Annotated in this window: 13 protein-coding genes and 1 pseudogene; 4 read left to right on the forward strand and 10 right to left on the reverse strand. The window is 71.0% G+C overall.

Annotated features, from left to right (window positions below; genetic code table 11):
• The first annotated feature begins 2 nt into the window (after positions 1-2).
• Positions 3-1346 (forward strand): FAD-binding oxidoreductase, encoded by a 1344-nt coding sequence (locus GA0115242_RS01670; protein ID WP_256089345.1) that lies wholly within the window; start codon positions 3-5, stop codon positions 1344-1346.
• Between the two features lie 87 nt (positions 1347-1433).
• Here the strand turns inward: GA0115242_RS01670 and GA0115242_RS01675 are convergent, their stop codons facing one another.
• Both GA0115242_RS01675 and GA0115242_RS01680 read right to left on the reverse strand, forming a co-directional pair.
• Positions 1434-2420 (reverse strand): NADPH:quinone reductase, encoded by a 987-nt coding sequence (locus GA0115242_RS01675; RefSeq protein ID WP_093823712.1) that lies wholly within the window; start codon positions 2418-2420, stop codon positions 1434-1436.
• A gap of 241 nt (positions 2421-2661) precedes the next feature.
• Positions 2662-3537 carry an enoyl-CoA hydratase/isomerase family protein gene (locus GA0115242_RS01680; protein ID WP_237548546.1) on the reverse strand — a complete coding sequence of 292 codons (876 nt, stop codon included), beginning with the start codon at positions 3535-3537 and terminating at the stop codon, positions 2662-2664.
• Between the two features lie 65 nt (positions 3538-3602).
• On the opposite strand from GA0115242_RS01680, the gene GA0115242_RS01685 reads away from it, so the two are divergent.
• Positions 3603-3998 carry a winged helix-turn-helix transcriptional regulator gene (locus GA0115242_RS01685; protein WP_237548547.1) on the forward strand — a complete coding sequence of 132 codons (396 nt, stop codon included), beginning with the start codon at positions 3603-3605 and terminating at the stop codon, positions 3996-3998.
• A gap of 54 nt (positions 3999-4052) precedes the next feature.
• Here the strand turns inward: GA0115242_RS01685 and GA0115242_RS01690 are convergent, their stop codons facing one another.
• The 7 genes from GA0115242_RS01690 to GA0115242_RS01720 form a co-directional block, all read right to left on the reverse strand.
• Positions 4053-4310, reverse strand: coding sequence for a hypothetical protein (locus GA0115242_RS01690; protein ID WP_093823719.1), 258 nt, complete (start codon positions 4308-4310; stop codon positions 4053-4055).
• Between the two features lie 275 nt (positions 4311-4585).
• The gene (locus tag GA0115242_RS01695) at positions 4586-6013 is read right to left on the reverse strand and encodes a UDP-glucose dehydrogenase family protein (protein WP_093823721.1); all 1428 of its coding nucleotides are present in this window, start codon (positions 6011-6013) and stop codon (positions 4586-4588) included.
• Positions 6014-6095: 82 nt separating this feature from the next.
• On the reverse strand, positions 6096-7037 hold the full coding sequence (locus tag GA0115242_RS01700; protein WP_161352944.1) for a lysylphosphatidylglycerol synthase transmembrane domain-containing protein: 942 nt from the start codon (positions 7035-7037) through the stop codon (positions 6096-6098).
• A gap of 32 nt (positions 7038-7069) precedes the next feature.
• Entirely contained in the window at positions 7070-8362 is a 1293-nt protein-coding gene (locus tag GA0115242_RS01705) for a glycosyltransferase family 4 protein (RefSeq protein ID WP_237548554.1), read from the reverse strand.
• Complete coding sequence (locus GA0115242_RS01710) at positions 8340-9191, reverse strand: UbiA prenyltransferase family protein (RefSeq protein ID WP_161352946.1); 852 nt, start codon at positions 9189-9191, stop codon at positions 8340-8342. Before GA0115242_RS01710 ends, GA0115242_RS01705 begins: the two co-directional genes overlap by 23 nt.
• Before the next feature lie 265 nt (positions 9192-9456).
• A complete protein-coding gene (locus GA0115242_RS01715; protein WP_141721448.1) occupies positions 9457-10467 on the reverse strand; it encodes an endonuclease/exonuclease/phosphatase family protein in 1011 nt (336 codons plus the stop codon).
• Between the two features lie 127 nt (positions 10468-10594).
• Positions 10595-11680 (reverse strand): NAD-dependent epimerase/dehydratase family protein, encoded by a 1086-nt coding sequence (locus GA0115242_RS01720; protein ID WP_093823733.1) that lies wholly within the window; start codon positions 11678-11680, stop codon positions 10595-10597.
• A gap of 482 nt (positions 11681-12162) precedes the next feature.
• On the opposite strand from GA0115242_RS01720, the pseudogene GA0115242_RS42415 reads away from it, so the two are divergent.
• Positions 12163-12444 (forward strand): annotated as a pseudogene (locus GA0115242_RS42415) (transposase); the annotation flags it as partial.
• 191 nt (positions 12445-12635) lie between these two features.
• Here the strand turns inward: GA0115242_RS42415 and GA0115242_RS01730 are convergent.
• Positions 12636-12836, reverse strand: a complete 201-nt coding sequence (locus GA0115242_RS01730; protein ID WP_093823737.1) for a hypothetical protein — start codon at positions 12834-12836, stop codon at positions 12636-12638.
• 460 nt (positions 12837-13296) lie between these two features.
• Between GA0115242_RS01730 and GA0115242_RS01735 the strand changes: the two genes are divergently transcribed.
• Positions 13297-14397 carry a LacI family DNA-binding transcriptional regulator gene (locus tag GA0115242_RS01735; RefSeq protein WP_093823739.1) on the forward strand — a complete coding sequence of 367 codons (1101 nt, stop codon included), beginning with the start codon at positions 13297-13299 and terminating at the stop codon, positions 14395-14397.
• Positions 14398-14416 lie beyond the last annotated feature (19 nt).

Below are 14416 nucleotides of genomic sequence, written 5' to 3' on the forward strand. Positions count from 1 at the left end.
GGGTGCGTGAACTCGCCGAACTCCTCCTCGACGGACGGCTGCTCACCGCGCCGGAGTCCATCGAGGCGTACCGCCGCGACTTCGTCCCTGACCCGTCGGCGGGAATGCCGTGCGCCGTCGCCCTCTGCGCCAGTGCCGCCGATGTCCAGGCCTCCCTGCGCTGGGCGACGCGCCACCGCGTCCCCGTCGTCACCCGCGGTGCCGGCACCGGCCTGTCCGGCGGTGCCACGGCCGTCGACGGCTGCCTGGTCGTCTCGACCGCCGGTATGACCGACATCCGGGTCGACCCGGACGCACGGGTGGCCACCTGCGGCGCCGGAGCGCTCAACGCCTCGGTGAAGGCCGCCGCCGCCCGGCACGGGCTGTTCTACCCACCCGACCCCGGGTCGTTCGAGATCTCCACCATCGGCGGCAACATCGCCACGAACGCGGGCGGACTGTGCTGCGTGAAGTACGGCGTCACCGCCGCCTACGTCCTGGGCATCGAGGTCGTCCTCGCCGACGGCACCCTTCTGGAACTCGGCGGCCGGACGGTCAAGAACGTCGCCGGGCTGCCACTGCTGCCGCTGTTCGTCGGGAGCGAGGGCACCCTCGGTGTCATCACCCGCGCCCACCTGCGACTCCTGCCCGCGCCGCCGCCCGCCTCCACCGTGGTCGCGGTGTTCCCCACCATGAGCCGGGCCGGCGAAGCGGTCGTCGCCATCGGCCGCACGGTGGTCACCTCGATGCTCGAACTGCTCGACAACCGCACGATCAACAACGTGGAGGACATGCGCCCGAGCGGCCTCGATCGCGACGCGGCGGCGCTGCTCCTCGCCCAGACCGACGCGGCGGGATCGGGCCGCCTGGAGGACGCCGCGACCATCGGCCGCCTGTGCCGGGACAGCGGTGCCACCGAGCTGTACTCCACCGACGACCTGGCCGAGGGCGACCTCTTCGTCGACATCAGGCGCTCCACGGGACCAGCGGTGGAGAGGCGCGGGTCACTCCTGCCGGAGGACGTCGGGGTGCCCGTGGACCGCTTGCCGCAACTGCTCGCCCGCATCGAGGAGATCGCGGCCGAACTCGGCGTCGAGATCCCGGTCGTCGCCCATGCCGGGGACGGCAACGCCCACCCCACGATCGTCTACGACTCCGACTCCGAGGACCGGGCGCGCGTCGCGTTCGACCGCATCCTGAGGACCGCGGTCGACCTGGGCGGCACGATCACCGGTGAGCACGGGGTCGGGCGGGCCAAACGACCCGCGCTGGAATCCCAGATCGGCTCCGGGGCCTTGCGGATCTCGCGCCTCATCAAGGCCGCACTGGACCCGGAGGGGATCCTGAACCCCGGGGTGTTGTTGTGACGGCGCTGGTGGCGGACGCGGGCTGCGGACCTGGACACGCCACCGGACCGTGCACGACAAGCCGGGCGTCGGCCCATGCCCGGATGATCAGCGCAGGTCGAGTACGGCCTTGCCGATGAGGCCGCTCTCGACGGCTTCGTGCGCGTCCGCCACGTCGTCGAGGCCGAAGGAGCGCACCGGCAGGGGCGTGAGCGTGCCCTCGCGCAGGGCCGCGGTGATTGCGGTGGCGGCGCGCAGCAGCGCGTCCCGTGGCGCGGTGAGGAAGAGCGCGAAGCGCAGTGCGAGGTTGGACCACATGAGCGGGAAGACGGGCAGGGTCGGGTCTTCGGGCTGGGCTGCGTAGGTCACCACGGTGGCTCCCGGGCCGGCGACGGCCAGGTCGAGGCCGAGGTTGTCGGTCAGGGCGACTTCGATGATCCGGTCGACAGGCCCGGCCGCGTGGAGGATCTGCTGTGCTGCGTCGGCGTCGCGGTAGTTCACGACGAGGTCCGCACCTGCGGCTCTGGCCAGCGCGGCCTTTTCCGGGCCGCTGACCGTCGTGACGATCCGTGCGCCGGCGATCCGGCCGAGTTCGATCGCGTAGTGCCCGACGGCGCCCGCACCGGCCGCGACGAGGACGGTGCGGTCGCGGGGCGAGCCGTCGGCGTGCAGGCACCAGTGCGCGGTCATCGCCGGGATGCCGAGACAGGCGCCGAGTTCGTCGGAGATGCCGTCGGGCAGCGCGACCGCCTGTTCGGACGGTATGACGGTCCACTGGGCCGCGGTCCCCCACGGGTGGCCTGCGCCCGCCATCCAGAGCCAGACGCGTTCGCCGATCCGGCTCGGGTCGACGCCCGCGCCGACCGCGTCGATCGTGCCGGTGCCGTCCTGGTGCGGGATGCGGCCGGTGCGCTCACCGACAGGCTGGAAGTCCTGCGGGGTGGAGTTCAGCCGCAGGAACATGTCGCCGGGGTTGATGGCGGAGAGTGCGACACGCACGCGGACCTGGCCGGGGGCGGGCTCGGGGCGTTCGACGTCCACCACCCGCAGCACGCTCCTGGCGGGACCTGCTGTGTCGTGGAAGGCTGCCCTCATCGCTTGATCTCTCCTCTTCGTCATGGCACGGGCCACGGCACCGGCCGGGGACACGTATGTCGCCACGGTGGGCCCTTCCCCACATCGCGGTGTGATTCCTCGGCGGCGGGCCCCCGTGCCGGGCCGCGCCGCGGCCGACAGCGGGCGGCACCGCTCGCGACGGGCCGTCGAGACGCGCCCGCGTCATGCCGCCCGGTGGCATCGGCCACGGTCAGATCCGGTCCGCGGCCCCGTCGCCGGTCTACAGGCCGGAGGCGACATCTCGCATGAGCGATTCCAGATCGCGCTCACCTTCAGGGGTCTGCGCACCGTGCTCCAGGGCCCCTGCCATGAGGCGCGCCGGCAGGTCCCCGCTCACCAGCTCCGCCCACGCGTCGTTCTCCGCGCGCAGGCCGTCGGCCAGGTCGGACGGAGGCACCAGCCGCTTCGCGGCGGCGATGAGCTCCGGAGACAGCGCGGCGATCTTTCCGGCCACTTCGTCGACGAACGCGTGCAACTCGGACGCGGGTACCGCACGGTTGATCCACCCGTAGGCGGCCGCCGTGTCCGCATCCACCAGATCACCGGTGAGCAGCAGTTCCAGCGCCCGGTTGCGCCCGACCCGCTCGCGCAGGTACTGCGTGCCTCCGCCGCCGGGCACGATGCCCATCAGGACCTCGCTCTGGCCGATGCCCGCGGTCTCCCGTGCGGCGAAGGTCATGTCGGCGGCCGCGACCAGCTCGGCGCCGCCCGCTCGCGCCTTGCCCGCCAGTTCGACGATCGTCACCTGCGGCTGGTGGCGCAGCAGCTCGCCGACTCCCTGGAAGAGATTGGCGTCCGGGTTGCGGTCTGCGATCTCCTGCAGTCCCGCCAGCTCGTCGAGGATGTGGATGTCGACGTGGGCGACGAAGAACTCGGGGTCGGCACTGCGGAACACGATCACGCGGACCGAGCGGTCGTCCCGCAGCTTCCCGAGGACGTCGTGCAGTTCACGGATCAGCGTCCCGCTGAGCACGTTCACCGGCGGGTTGTCCAGGGTGATCCGCGCGACTCCGGCATCGATGGCGACGTCGAGGGTCGTGTAGGAGTCCAGATTCATGACCGTTCCAAGGTTTGCGATGAGCGGGTAGGTTTGCAACGCATACCTACCCTGGGCTCCACGCCGAGGACGGTCAATAACGCACTTTCCGACAACCAAGGATCATGGTGGATACCAGCCCCGCACCTCTCCCGCCCCGCCCGATGCCGCGCTTCAGCGCAGAGTGCCCCAGCAGGCCCATCCTTGATCAGGTCGCCGACAAGTGGTCCATGATGGTCCTGGCGGTCCTGGAGCGGCCGACGAGGTTCAACGAGATCAAGCGGCAACTGGAGGGCGTCACACAGCGGGTGCTGACCCAGACGCTGCGCAGACTCGAACGCAACGGCCTGATCCAGCGCCGGGTGCTGGAGACCTCCCCGCTCGGAGTGGAGTACTCCCTCACCCACCTCGGGCAGTCCTTCCGGGAGCCCTTCACCCGCCTGTACGACTGGACGGTCGAGCACAGCGACCAGGTCCTGGCGGCGCAGCTCGCCTACGACGCGCGGTCGACGAGGCAGTGAACCTGTTCCCCGTCCGCTCCGGGCCGGCGAGACGGAGAACAGTTCGGTCCCGGTTCAGCTGTCGTCCTCGTCATCGGTCTCGAAGGTGAAGTAGAGGCTCAGGCAGTAAGGCTGTGCCTCCCCGTGCAGGTGGTCCCACGACAGGTCAGCGACACGGACCGGATGGGCCGCGATCCATTCCTGCGCCCTGACGAACGGCGTGCTGTTGTCCGTGCCGAGGAACAGCTTGCGGGCGATGGGGTGCACGCAGGTGTCCTCGTCTGCATCGTCGAATCCCCGCGGGACATCGAGAGCGTAGGACGGGTCGATCATGTGTTGGACTGTCCCTTCAGCCGGAGCGTCGCCGTCCGAGGGCGGTGAGGCCGTGCCCCCTCGTGCCGGAAGACGCGTGCGGGACCCGAAGAGGTTGCTCCCCACGTCGCGGCTTCCCTCCCGGGCGGCACGCGTCTCGATCGAGTCCGGCGAACGACTCGGGCGGCGCGGGCGGGTCGTCGAGCGCACCACGCCCTGGCCGACCGGACGCCGTCGCCCCGACCACCCCCACGAACGGCTCCCGCCAACCGCCGGTACCGGTCCGCGGGTATCGCTCAGGGGCGGCCCAGCGCCCTGCAGGTCCAGCCCGCTTCGCGCCACGCCGTCGCGTCCAACGCGTCCCGCGCGTCGACCATCCGACGGTGTGTCACCACCGAGCCCATGAGGTGCGGGTCGATCTCCTGGAACTGCGGCCACTCCGTCAGCAGCGCCACCACGTCGGCGCCGGTCGCCGCCGAGATCGCGTCCGTCGCGTAGCGCAACTCCGGATGCGCGCGCCGGGCGTTGTCCGTCGCTTCCGGGTCGACGACGGTGACGTGGGCGCCCGACCGGTGCAGGGCGCGGGCCACGTCCAGGGCGGGGGCGTCCCTGATGTCGTCCGAGTGGGGTTTGAACGCGGCGCCCAGGGCCGCGACCCGGACGCCGGTGAGATCGCCTCCGGCCAGCTCCCGGATCAGATCGACCGTGCGGGAACGGCGGCGCTTGTTGATGGCGTCCACCTCGCGCAGGAACGTCACCGCCCTGCCCACCCCCAGTTCCTCGGCGCGGTGCACGAAGGCGCGGATGTCCTTGGGCAGGCAGCCGCCTCCGAAGCCCAGGCCCGGCTTGAGGAAACGGCCGCCGATACGGTCGTCGTAGGCCAGCGCGCTCGCCAGGCTGTGCACGTCCCCACCGGTGGCCTCGCAGATCTCGGCCATCGCGTTGATGTACGAGATCTTCGTCGCGAGGAAGGAGTTGGCCGCCACCTTGACCAGTTCGGCCGTCGTCAGGTCGGTGACCACTACCGGGGTGCCCGACGCGATCACCGGGGCGAACGCCGCCCGCAGCCGCTCCTCCGCGCGCGCCGATGCCACGCCGAACACCAGCCGGTCGGGGCGGATCGTGTCGTCCACCGCGTAGCCCTCGCGCAGGAACTCCGGGTTCCACGCCAGCTCCACCTGGTCGCCGGCCGGCGCCAGGCTCCGGACGAGTTCCGTCAGCCGTGTCGCCGTGCCCACCGGCACCGTCGACTTGCCCACCACCAGCGCCGGACGGCGCAGATGCGGTGCCAGGGCCGAGACCGCGCTGTCGACGTACCGCAGGTCCGCCGCGTCGGAGCCCTGCCGTTGGGGAGTGCCCACGCAGATGAAGTGGATGTCCCCGAACTCCGCCGCCTCCTCGAAGCTCGTCGTGAAGCGGAGCCTGCCGGAGTCCGTCGCCTTCGCCAGCAGGGGCGGCAGCCCCGGCTCGAAGAACGGCACCTCGCCCTCGCCGAGTCGCCTGATCTTCGTCTCGTCCACGTCCACGCCCAGCACCTCGAAGCCGAGCACCGCCATGCAGATCGCGTGCGTGGCCCCCAGGTACCCGGTGCCGATCACGGTGATGCGCGGGGAGACCGGGGGTGACACGCCGTCGTCCCGCTCTTCCGCCGAGTCCGTCGGCGATTGTGCCGACGCCGTCCCGTGCCGCTGACGCTGCTGCTCCTGTGCCGCCACTGCGGTCATGAACACCTCCAGTTGATCGTGTCGCGAGAGAAAGGAACAGAACAGGAAGGAGAGGGGAGGGAAGGGGGGAGCAGAGAGGGCGTCAGCTCGTCGGTACGGGGCTTGTCGGCTTCTCCTTGTTCCGGCGGCGTCCTGCGTAGCGGGTCCCTGTCAGCAGACCCAGCACCGCCAACGTCACGCTCACATGGCCGAACGTCGTGAGCACCCGGCTCAGCAACAGGAGCGTCACCAGGTTCGGGCCGGTCAGCAGGACCCCCAGCGTCACGCCCAGCACCACCTCACGCACCCCGATGCCCGCCGGGGTGAGCGACAGCGCTCCCGCCACCGCGCTGAGCGTGAAGCCGCCCACCCCCAACGTCACCGCCGGCCACGCGGGAACCCCCAGGGCGATCGCGATCACCGCCGCGTGCATTCCGTTGCAGCACCACGCCAGAACGCTGAGCGAGATCATGCCCATCGACGTCCTGCGGTCCGGCAGTTCGATCTCGTGCTCCCCCTGGCGCAGGACCCGTTGACCCAGGGCAAGGAGCCGTCCCAGCAGGCGGGGTGACATCATCACCGCGGCCGCCGACAGCAGCACCGGCAGCATCAGCCACCACATGGGGTCGTCCGCCACCAGGCGCGGGAACGCCAACAGGCCCACGAGACAGCCGCTCAGCGCCGTCAGGACGACCGCGGCCACCCCGGTCGCCATCAGCCTCACCCTCGGGGCGCCGAACCTCTTCGCCATCGCCGCCTGCGTGACCGCAGGCCAGATGGCGCCCGGCAGGTAGCGCGTCGCCCCGGACATGAAGAAGATCCACGCGGCGTCGGACAGGGAGAGCCGGACCCCGGCACCGGCGACCAGCCGCCGCCACGCCAGGAAACTCGGGAACTGCGACAGCACACTGCACCCCGTCGCGATCCCCGTCGCCCGCCAGCCCACCGAACGCACACTGCCGCCCAGACCGTCCCGCACGTCCCAGATCTGCCAGACCAGGAGCACGAACACCGACGCGTAGGCGATCGCCTTGAGGGGTTTCATGACACGGCTGTTCCTCGTGCGCCGGACACCGCTCATCGCATGAGGGTGTTCCGGCACCGCGTCCCCAGCACACGGGCGTGGTCCCGCATGGGGCTGATCTGCGCGAACAGCTCCTCGTACGCGTCCAGCGACGTGTCCACGCTGTACAGCTCCCGCGCCCGCCGACCGCCCTCGGCCCGCTCCTGCGGTGTCAGCGCCGCCAGTTCGGTGATCGCGCGGGCCAGCGCGTCCGGGTCGCGCGGCGGGACCCGGCGGCCGAAACCGGTCTCCAGCACCGGCGAACGGCCGCCCGGCAGGTTCGTCGTCACCGACGGGACGTCCACCATCATCGCCTCGGCCTGCACGGTCCCGAAGGACTCGGCCACGGACGGCAGCGCGAACACGTCGATCGACGCGTAGAAGTTGTCGATCTGCCGCCCGCCCAGCATGCCGAGCATCCGGATCCGCTTGTCCTCCCCGATGAGCGGGCGGAGCCGGTCCTCGATGCCACCGCCGGCCACCTTGATCCAGTCGCCGCCGATCAGCAGCCGGGCCTCCGGGTCGTCGAGCCGCTGGAACGCCCGGATCAGGTACTCGATCCCCTTGTCCTCGACGATGCGCCCGAGGAACCCGATGTGCAGCCCGGCCCCGTCGCGGTAGTCCGGCTCACCGCCACGCCGGTCCAGGCACGGCGGCGCGATGCCACGCCAGTTCCGGCGCTTGATCAGCGGCCACAGTTTCGAACCGCGCGCCTGGTCCTTGCTGTTGACCACGATCGCGTCGGAGACGCGCAACGCCGTGGACGTGGAGACGTCCACCGCGCGCCGGGCCACGTTGTTGACCGCCCCCGACGGCAGCCACAGGTCCATGTGGTGCGTGGTCACCAGCGCCCGATTCCGTGTGCCCAGGGCGATGGGACCGACTTCCAGCATCGGGGCGTGCGGATTCACGATCGCCGACCTGCGCGCCACATCGCGGGCGACCGATATGAATTGCGGGCTCACCGGTCCCCGGCCGATGGTCCGGCTCACCGGAGTGCGGAAGACCGACACCCCGGCCAGATTCTCCCTGAGCGGCAGCGTTTCGTCGTGCTGTGTCGTGACGACCGCCACCCGGTGTCCCCGGGCCGCCAAACCCTCGGCAATCCGCTGGGTATGTATCGTCAGCCCGCTGACATAGGGCGTGTAGTAGTTGAGGATGATCGAGACGTCGAATTCATGGTCACTCATGACAGCCTTCCGGGGGAATTCATGGGAATTCTGGGGGCGGAAGCGCGGATTGCGGGGAATTTCCTGGCGCTCGCATTCTGCCGCGTGCCGGTGGTCATGTGAGGCGGCCCACTGCAAGGCTCGCCAACCACAGAACGGCATTGATCAGCAGCGGCGCGTCCGTCAACACGTCCCGGCCCGGTTCTCCTCCGCTGCGGTGCACGGACAGCAGTTGCATGTAGCGGCTCAGCGCGAAGACCGCGAACGGCACCGTGACGACGGCCAGCACCGCGGCGTGCGGGTGCGACGCGGAGAGGATGAACAGCTCGTAGCTGATCAGCGTGGTCGCCAGCAGTACGGCCACCAGTTGGTCCAGGAGAGGGAGCGAGTAGCCCGCCAGCGCGGGGCGTTGCCCCGCCGCCTGGCCGCGCGGGGTCACCGTCGCCAGCTCGTGCCTGCGCTTGCCCAGGGACAGCAGCAGACAGGCGCAGTACACGCAGATGATGAGGGTGGGGCTGAAGGGCGCCCGCACCGCCAGGCAACCCGCCACCGCCCGCAGCACGAAGCCGACCGCCACCACGCTGACATCCACCAGCGGGTAGTGCTTCAGTACCAGGCAGTAGGCCAGGTTCAGGGCCAGATATCCGGCGACCGTGAACCGCACCGGCGCCGGCAGCGGCACCGCCGAGGCTGCGGCCACCGCCAGGCAGCCCGCTCCCAGCAGCAGCGCGCCGAACGGACCGATCCGCCCGTCGGCCAGCGGGCGATGGCGTTTGACCGGGTGCAGTCGGTCCTGGTCCCGGTCCAGCCAGTCGTTGAGCACATAGACGGAGCACGAGGCCGCGACGAACGCGACCACCGTGGCCAGCGCCTTCCCGATGTGGTCCCAGAGCGCCGGGGCGTCCACCGCCAGCGGGACGATCAGGACGAAGACGTTCTTCACCCACTGGTGCGGTCGCAGCAGCACCAGCGGTGCCGGTAATCGTGGACGTCGTGTCCCGGCGGCCGTGTCGGCCTGGACCCGGGGGGTCGATGGTGCCGTCGTGGGCGGATCGCTCCGGTCGCCCACGGTGCTCTCGCTGTTCAGCCGCCTCATGACCGGAGACCGATCGCGCGGGCCACTTCCATGGGCCGGCCGGGGCGTGCGGAGCAGGGGGTGCACGTCGTCGCCGCCGTGTCGAACCTGTCGGGTTGCGCCATGGTGCGTCCCTTTCCGGGTTCTGGGGGAGTGTCTACGGGGTGTGTGCGGGGACTATCAGGCTGATCTGTTGGGCCGTGTGGTCCGAGAAGGCCGCGCCGCCGCCGAATCTGTCGTCCGCCACCGCCAGGTCCTGGTTGGTGAACAGCCAGTCCAGGCGCCACAGCCGGGGGAGCGGGAAGCCCGACACCGGCCAGGAGCGCGGCGGCAGCCAGGAGGCCGACGGGCTGTGCAGGCGGGTGCCGCCTCCCAGCGAGGACCCCTTCATCCAGGGGGAGTTGAAGTCACCGCTCACCACGGCCGGGTGGGGGTTGCCCACCACGTCCGCGCGGAGTTTTCCCAACTCGCCCGTCCACCAGGCACTTCGTCCCTCGGAGGCTCGGTACGTGTTGGCCCTGAAGGGATTGCCCAGGTGGAAGGGGACCGGCAGGTGCACGTTGTAGAACGAGACGGTGCGTCCGCCCACCCGGAGGTCCGTGCGCTGGAACTTGGTGCCCTTCCAGTACCAGTCGCCGGTGCCGCCCGGGGTCGGCGCGTGGTGCGCGGTGACGACGGGCAGCCGGGTGAGCGTGATCAACTCGCCCTCCACGGAAGCCCGGTAGCCCGGGAACTCCCTGCGCAGGCGGGCCGAGTCGTCGATCCGCACCGGCTGGTCGCCCTTCCAGTACAGGTACTCCTGGAGGAGGTACACGTCGGCGTGCTGCCTGCGCAGGAACGCGTAGAACGCGTCCTTGTCGTCGGACATCTCCCAGTAGCGCGTGGACCAGACGAACACCGTGACCGGAGTACCGGGGGGATGCGACGTGACGGTGCCCCACCCGGGGCCGTACCCCGCCAAGTGGGCTCCCGCCAGCAGCAGTACGACCAGGACCGCGGCGAGCGGGCGGCGCACCGGACGGGCCAGGGGCAGCAGGGCGAGCAGGAGCAGGGGGACCGCCACCAGGGTCAGTGGCGGGACGTTCTGCACCAGGAACCACGGCCACCAGCGGCCGGTGAGCAGCACGGTCAGGACGAGGAAGACCGTCCACACCGTCGTCGCCGCCACGAGCAGTCTCGCGGTACGCCGAGTGGCGGCGGTCGGAGGGGGCTGCCGGTCGTCCGGTGGGGTGTGCTCCTCGGGCGGCGGTAAGTGCGGTTCCCTGTCCGGGACTCCGACCTCCGTGGCCGGCATCTCAGAAGAAGACCTTCGCCATGGCCAGCATGCCCTGGCGCCACGGGTCGCCACTCGTCCGGCCCACTCCGGCGCCGGAGCTGGAGGTCGCCCGCCGGGTCCGCCACCACTCGTAGGACTGGAGGATGGCGTCCTGGTTGGACAACTGCGGGCGGAACCCGAGCTTTTCGCGGGCCTTGTCGATGCTCATGTAGGAGTCGGCGAGCAGCTTGTGTGTCAAGCGGTCGTACACCGGCGAGAGTCTGACCCGGGACAGCGCGCGCAGCGCCGCCACCGCGGGCCTGCTGGGGATCGACACCACGCGCTTGCCGTGGCCCGCCGCGTCCAGCACGCACTGGAAGTCCTCGCGCAGGGTGCCGAATTCCGCGGCGCCGATGTTGTAGGTGTCGCAGGCGATCTCGTCCGGGGCGCGCAGCGCGATCAGCACCGCGTCCACGAGATCGGCGACCCCGAGCATCTGGATGCGCACGTCGCCCGTGCCGAGCACGGGGAAGTTCCTGCCCTCCTCTGCCCACTGGAAGAGCATGTCGAACAGGCCCATCCGGGTCGGGCCGAGGAAGGTCTTGGGGCGCAGCACGGACAGGCTCATGCCCTCGGCCCGGAACCGTTCGGCGACCTCCTCCGCCTCGGCCTTCGCGGAGCTGTAGTGGTCCACGGGCCTCTTCGGGTAGTCCTCGGGCGTCGGCACCGTGCGGGGCAGGCCGTAGACGGCCGTCGTGGAGATGTGCACCACCCGGGGGACGGCGGCGGCACGCGCCGCTTCCAGCACGGTGGTGGTGCCCTCGACGACGATCGACCGGATGTCGGAGGCGGAGTAGCTGGGCAGGGCGGAGGCGGAGTGCACCACGGCGTCGACGTCGCGGAACGCCTCGGCGAGGGCAGCCGGGTCGCGGATGTCGCCGGTGTACACGGTGAGTCCGGGGGCGTCGGCCAGCGTGCGGCGGTCGAACGCGTGGACCTCCGTGCCGGAGGCCGCCAGGCGTTCCGCCAGGTTGACGCCGAGGACCCCGGCGGCGCCCGTGATGGCGACGCGGGCGGGGAGCGGAGGGCGGGGCGCGGGTGCGGTGCCCGAGGAATTGATCACCATGAGCGCGCCCCCGTTAAGGGGAGCCGGTACCGAATCACGAGGCTTTCGAGGGCCGTTCGATCCCACCGGGAGACGCTCGATTTCCTGTTTTTGCCGAGGTCGATGCGAGGGGGCATGGTTCTTTTTCCTCCTGCTGATGGCACGCTGCCGAGCATGCCATGGCTATGGCGCGTGCATGTCAAGTGGTTGAGTGGACAACGATGTCAGCTCAGGGCTACTCGGTCAAGGTGTGCTTGGCATTCATTCGACCGAAGGATCGTCGGGCCGGTCGGCCGAGTGGCAGATTTCGACTTCCGGTGCTGGTGGAGGCCGCCTTTCCGGAATGATTGTGACCGCGTTTCCGAGAAGTATGCGTCTCGAATTGGTCGGAGGTGGAGCCTCAATCGGCGGATTGTGTGGAGGTCTTGGTTTCCGTCTCGTTACGCGTTTGTGTGCGGAGCTGTCATCGGGTCTCAAAGGGGCGCGTGTTTGGGTTTTTGTCGATATGTTGCAACCCGGAGCCCGAGTCGTGCGCGGAAAGTCGTTGGCTCGGTGGTCCGTTCGTGGCGCGTAGGCATGAACTGACCGATGGGCCGTGGGCGTTGGTCGCTCCGTAGCCGTAGCCGTAGCCGTAGCCGTAGCCGGGTCGGACGGGCGGGCCTGGTCGGGACCGGCGGCAGGCGTCGGGCGGGATCTTGTGGAAGCTGTCCACCGGGGCTGCCTGGCGTGACCTGCCCGAGCGATGCGGGCCCTGGAAGACGGTCTGTGAACGGTTCCGGAACTGGTCCTGGGTCCGCACCCACCTGTCATCGTCATCGAACTCGGCGCGCGGGCCGTCGCACCAGGCCCGCTCGGCAGGGGTTCGGATCGACGGGTGCGAGCGTTCCCGGTGATCCGGTTGATGACAGGCCGCCGACACCAGAGATCTCCGCACCTGTCGGCAGCACTCTCCGTGCCTGTCGGCGGCGTCCGGGCGTCATGCGGCCGGTGAACGACTCCACCCTGTGCACGACTTCGCCTTGTGCGCGACCGGCTTGTCGTCGGCGGCGTACGCGAACGGGTCCTGGCCGCGGATACCGCCCGTGCCGTCGACCGGCTGTGTCCGCTCGCGCGGCAGGGTCACCAAGGACTCCGGCAGCCTGACGCTCCCGGCCAGCCCCTCCTGCGGGACTCTCACCGCAGGCCCGCCCGGTGAACCCTCACGGACACCGCGCCCCGCCCAGCGCTGAGGAGAACTCACCGTCCAGGAACCCTGCCTGGACGAGCGGGCCGCCGTGCCGCCAGCCGTCGCGCCGACAGCTCACCGGGACGCGGAAGGAGCGGCCGCACCTCGGCCCCGTCCCCGTACGGCCAGGTCCTGGATGGTCGGTCCGGGAAGGCGCGTCACCCTCCGGAACGTCGATCTCGCGCACGGCCAGTTCACTCGTCGCCCCTCGTCGTCCTCCGCCGCGGCAGGCGGACACGCTGCCGGGCGTGCCGGTGCCCGGCCGGAGGGAAAATTCCGGCCGACCTCTTGACGCAGTCGTCCGAGGAGGATCACAGTGCGGGGTAATGCGCATTACTAATGCGCATTACCCCGCAGGGGCGGTCGGTCTCGCCCAGCCACGGGCACCGACGGACGACGAGAAGGAGCGGCGATGGAGGAACCAAGGAAGCGGGCCAGGCCCGGCAGGGCCCCCGCGCCCCCCGGCCGCACCTCCCGTCCGCGCCAGGCCGAGGTCGCGCGGCTCGCCGGGGTGTCGCAGGCCACCGTCTCCCTCGTGCTCGGCGCCAAGAAGCAGGGCTCCGCGATCTCCGCCGAGACCCGGCAGAAGGTGCTCGACGCCGCCCGCAGCCTCGGCTACGTGCCGGACCCCGCCGCCCGCAGGCTCGCCGCCGCGCGCAACGACCTGCTCGGCGTGTTCAGCTTCACCGCGACCTTCCCCACCGACGTGCAGCACTCGTACTACCCGTTCCTCGTCGGAGTGGAGCAGGAGGCCGCCGCGCGCGGCTACGACCTCGTGCTGTTCACCGGGTCGAGCTCCGGCGGCGCGGGCGCCTCGGGACCTGACGCGCTGAGCCGCGTCAGGCTCGCGGACGGCTGCCTCTTCCTCGGTCGCCACGCGCCCACCGAGGAACTGCGGCGCCTGGTCGAGGACGGTTTCCCCGTCGTGCACATCGGCCGCAGGGACGAGCTGGAAGGCCTGGCCTGGGTCGGCGCCGACTACGTGAGCGCGAGCCACGAGGTGGTCGACCGGCTCGCCGCGCTCGGCCACCGGCGGATCGTCCTGGTCCGCGAGGACGACGAGGCGCCCGCCTCCACCGACCGTGAACACGGCTTCCTCAAGGGCCTGGAGCAGGCCGGGCTGCCCGCCGGGCCCGAGGCGGTCTTCCGTACGGCCGACCCCGCGCGCACCCTGACCCCGCAGCGGCTGCGCCGGTGGCTCGACGAGGGCGTCACGGCCTTCGTCGCGGAGGAGACCGACACCGGCAACGCATGGCGCGCCCTGCGCGCCGCCACCGCCGAGGCAGGACTCGACTGCCCGCGCGACCTGAGCCTCGCCCTGCTGGGCAGCCCGCCGCCCGACCTCGACGGGGAGACCGTCCCCGCCGGATTCGACATCCCCCGACCCCAGCTCGGCGCGGCCGCCGTCCGGCTGCTCGCCGCCCTGGTCGCGGGGGAGGAGGCGGCGGAACCCCTCGTGGCCTGCCCCTACCGGCCCGGCGTCACGGCGGGCCCACCGCCCACCGGCCCCTGACCCGCAGCCCCCTCACCGC

Source organism: Streptomyces sp. SolWspMP-5a-2 (assembly GCF_900091845.1).
GTDB lineage: Bacteria > Actinomycetota > Actinomycetes > Streptomycetales > Streptomycetaceae > Streptomyces > Streptomyces doudnae.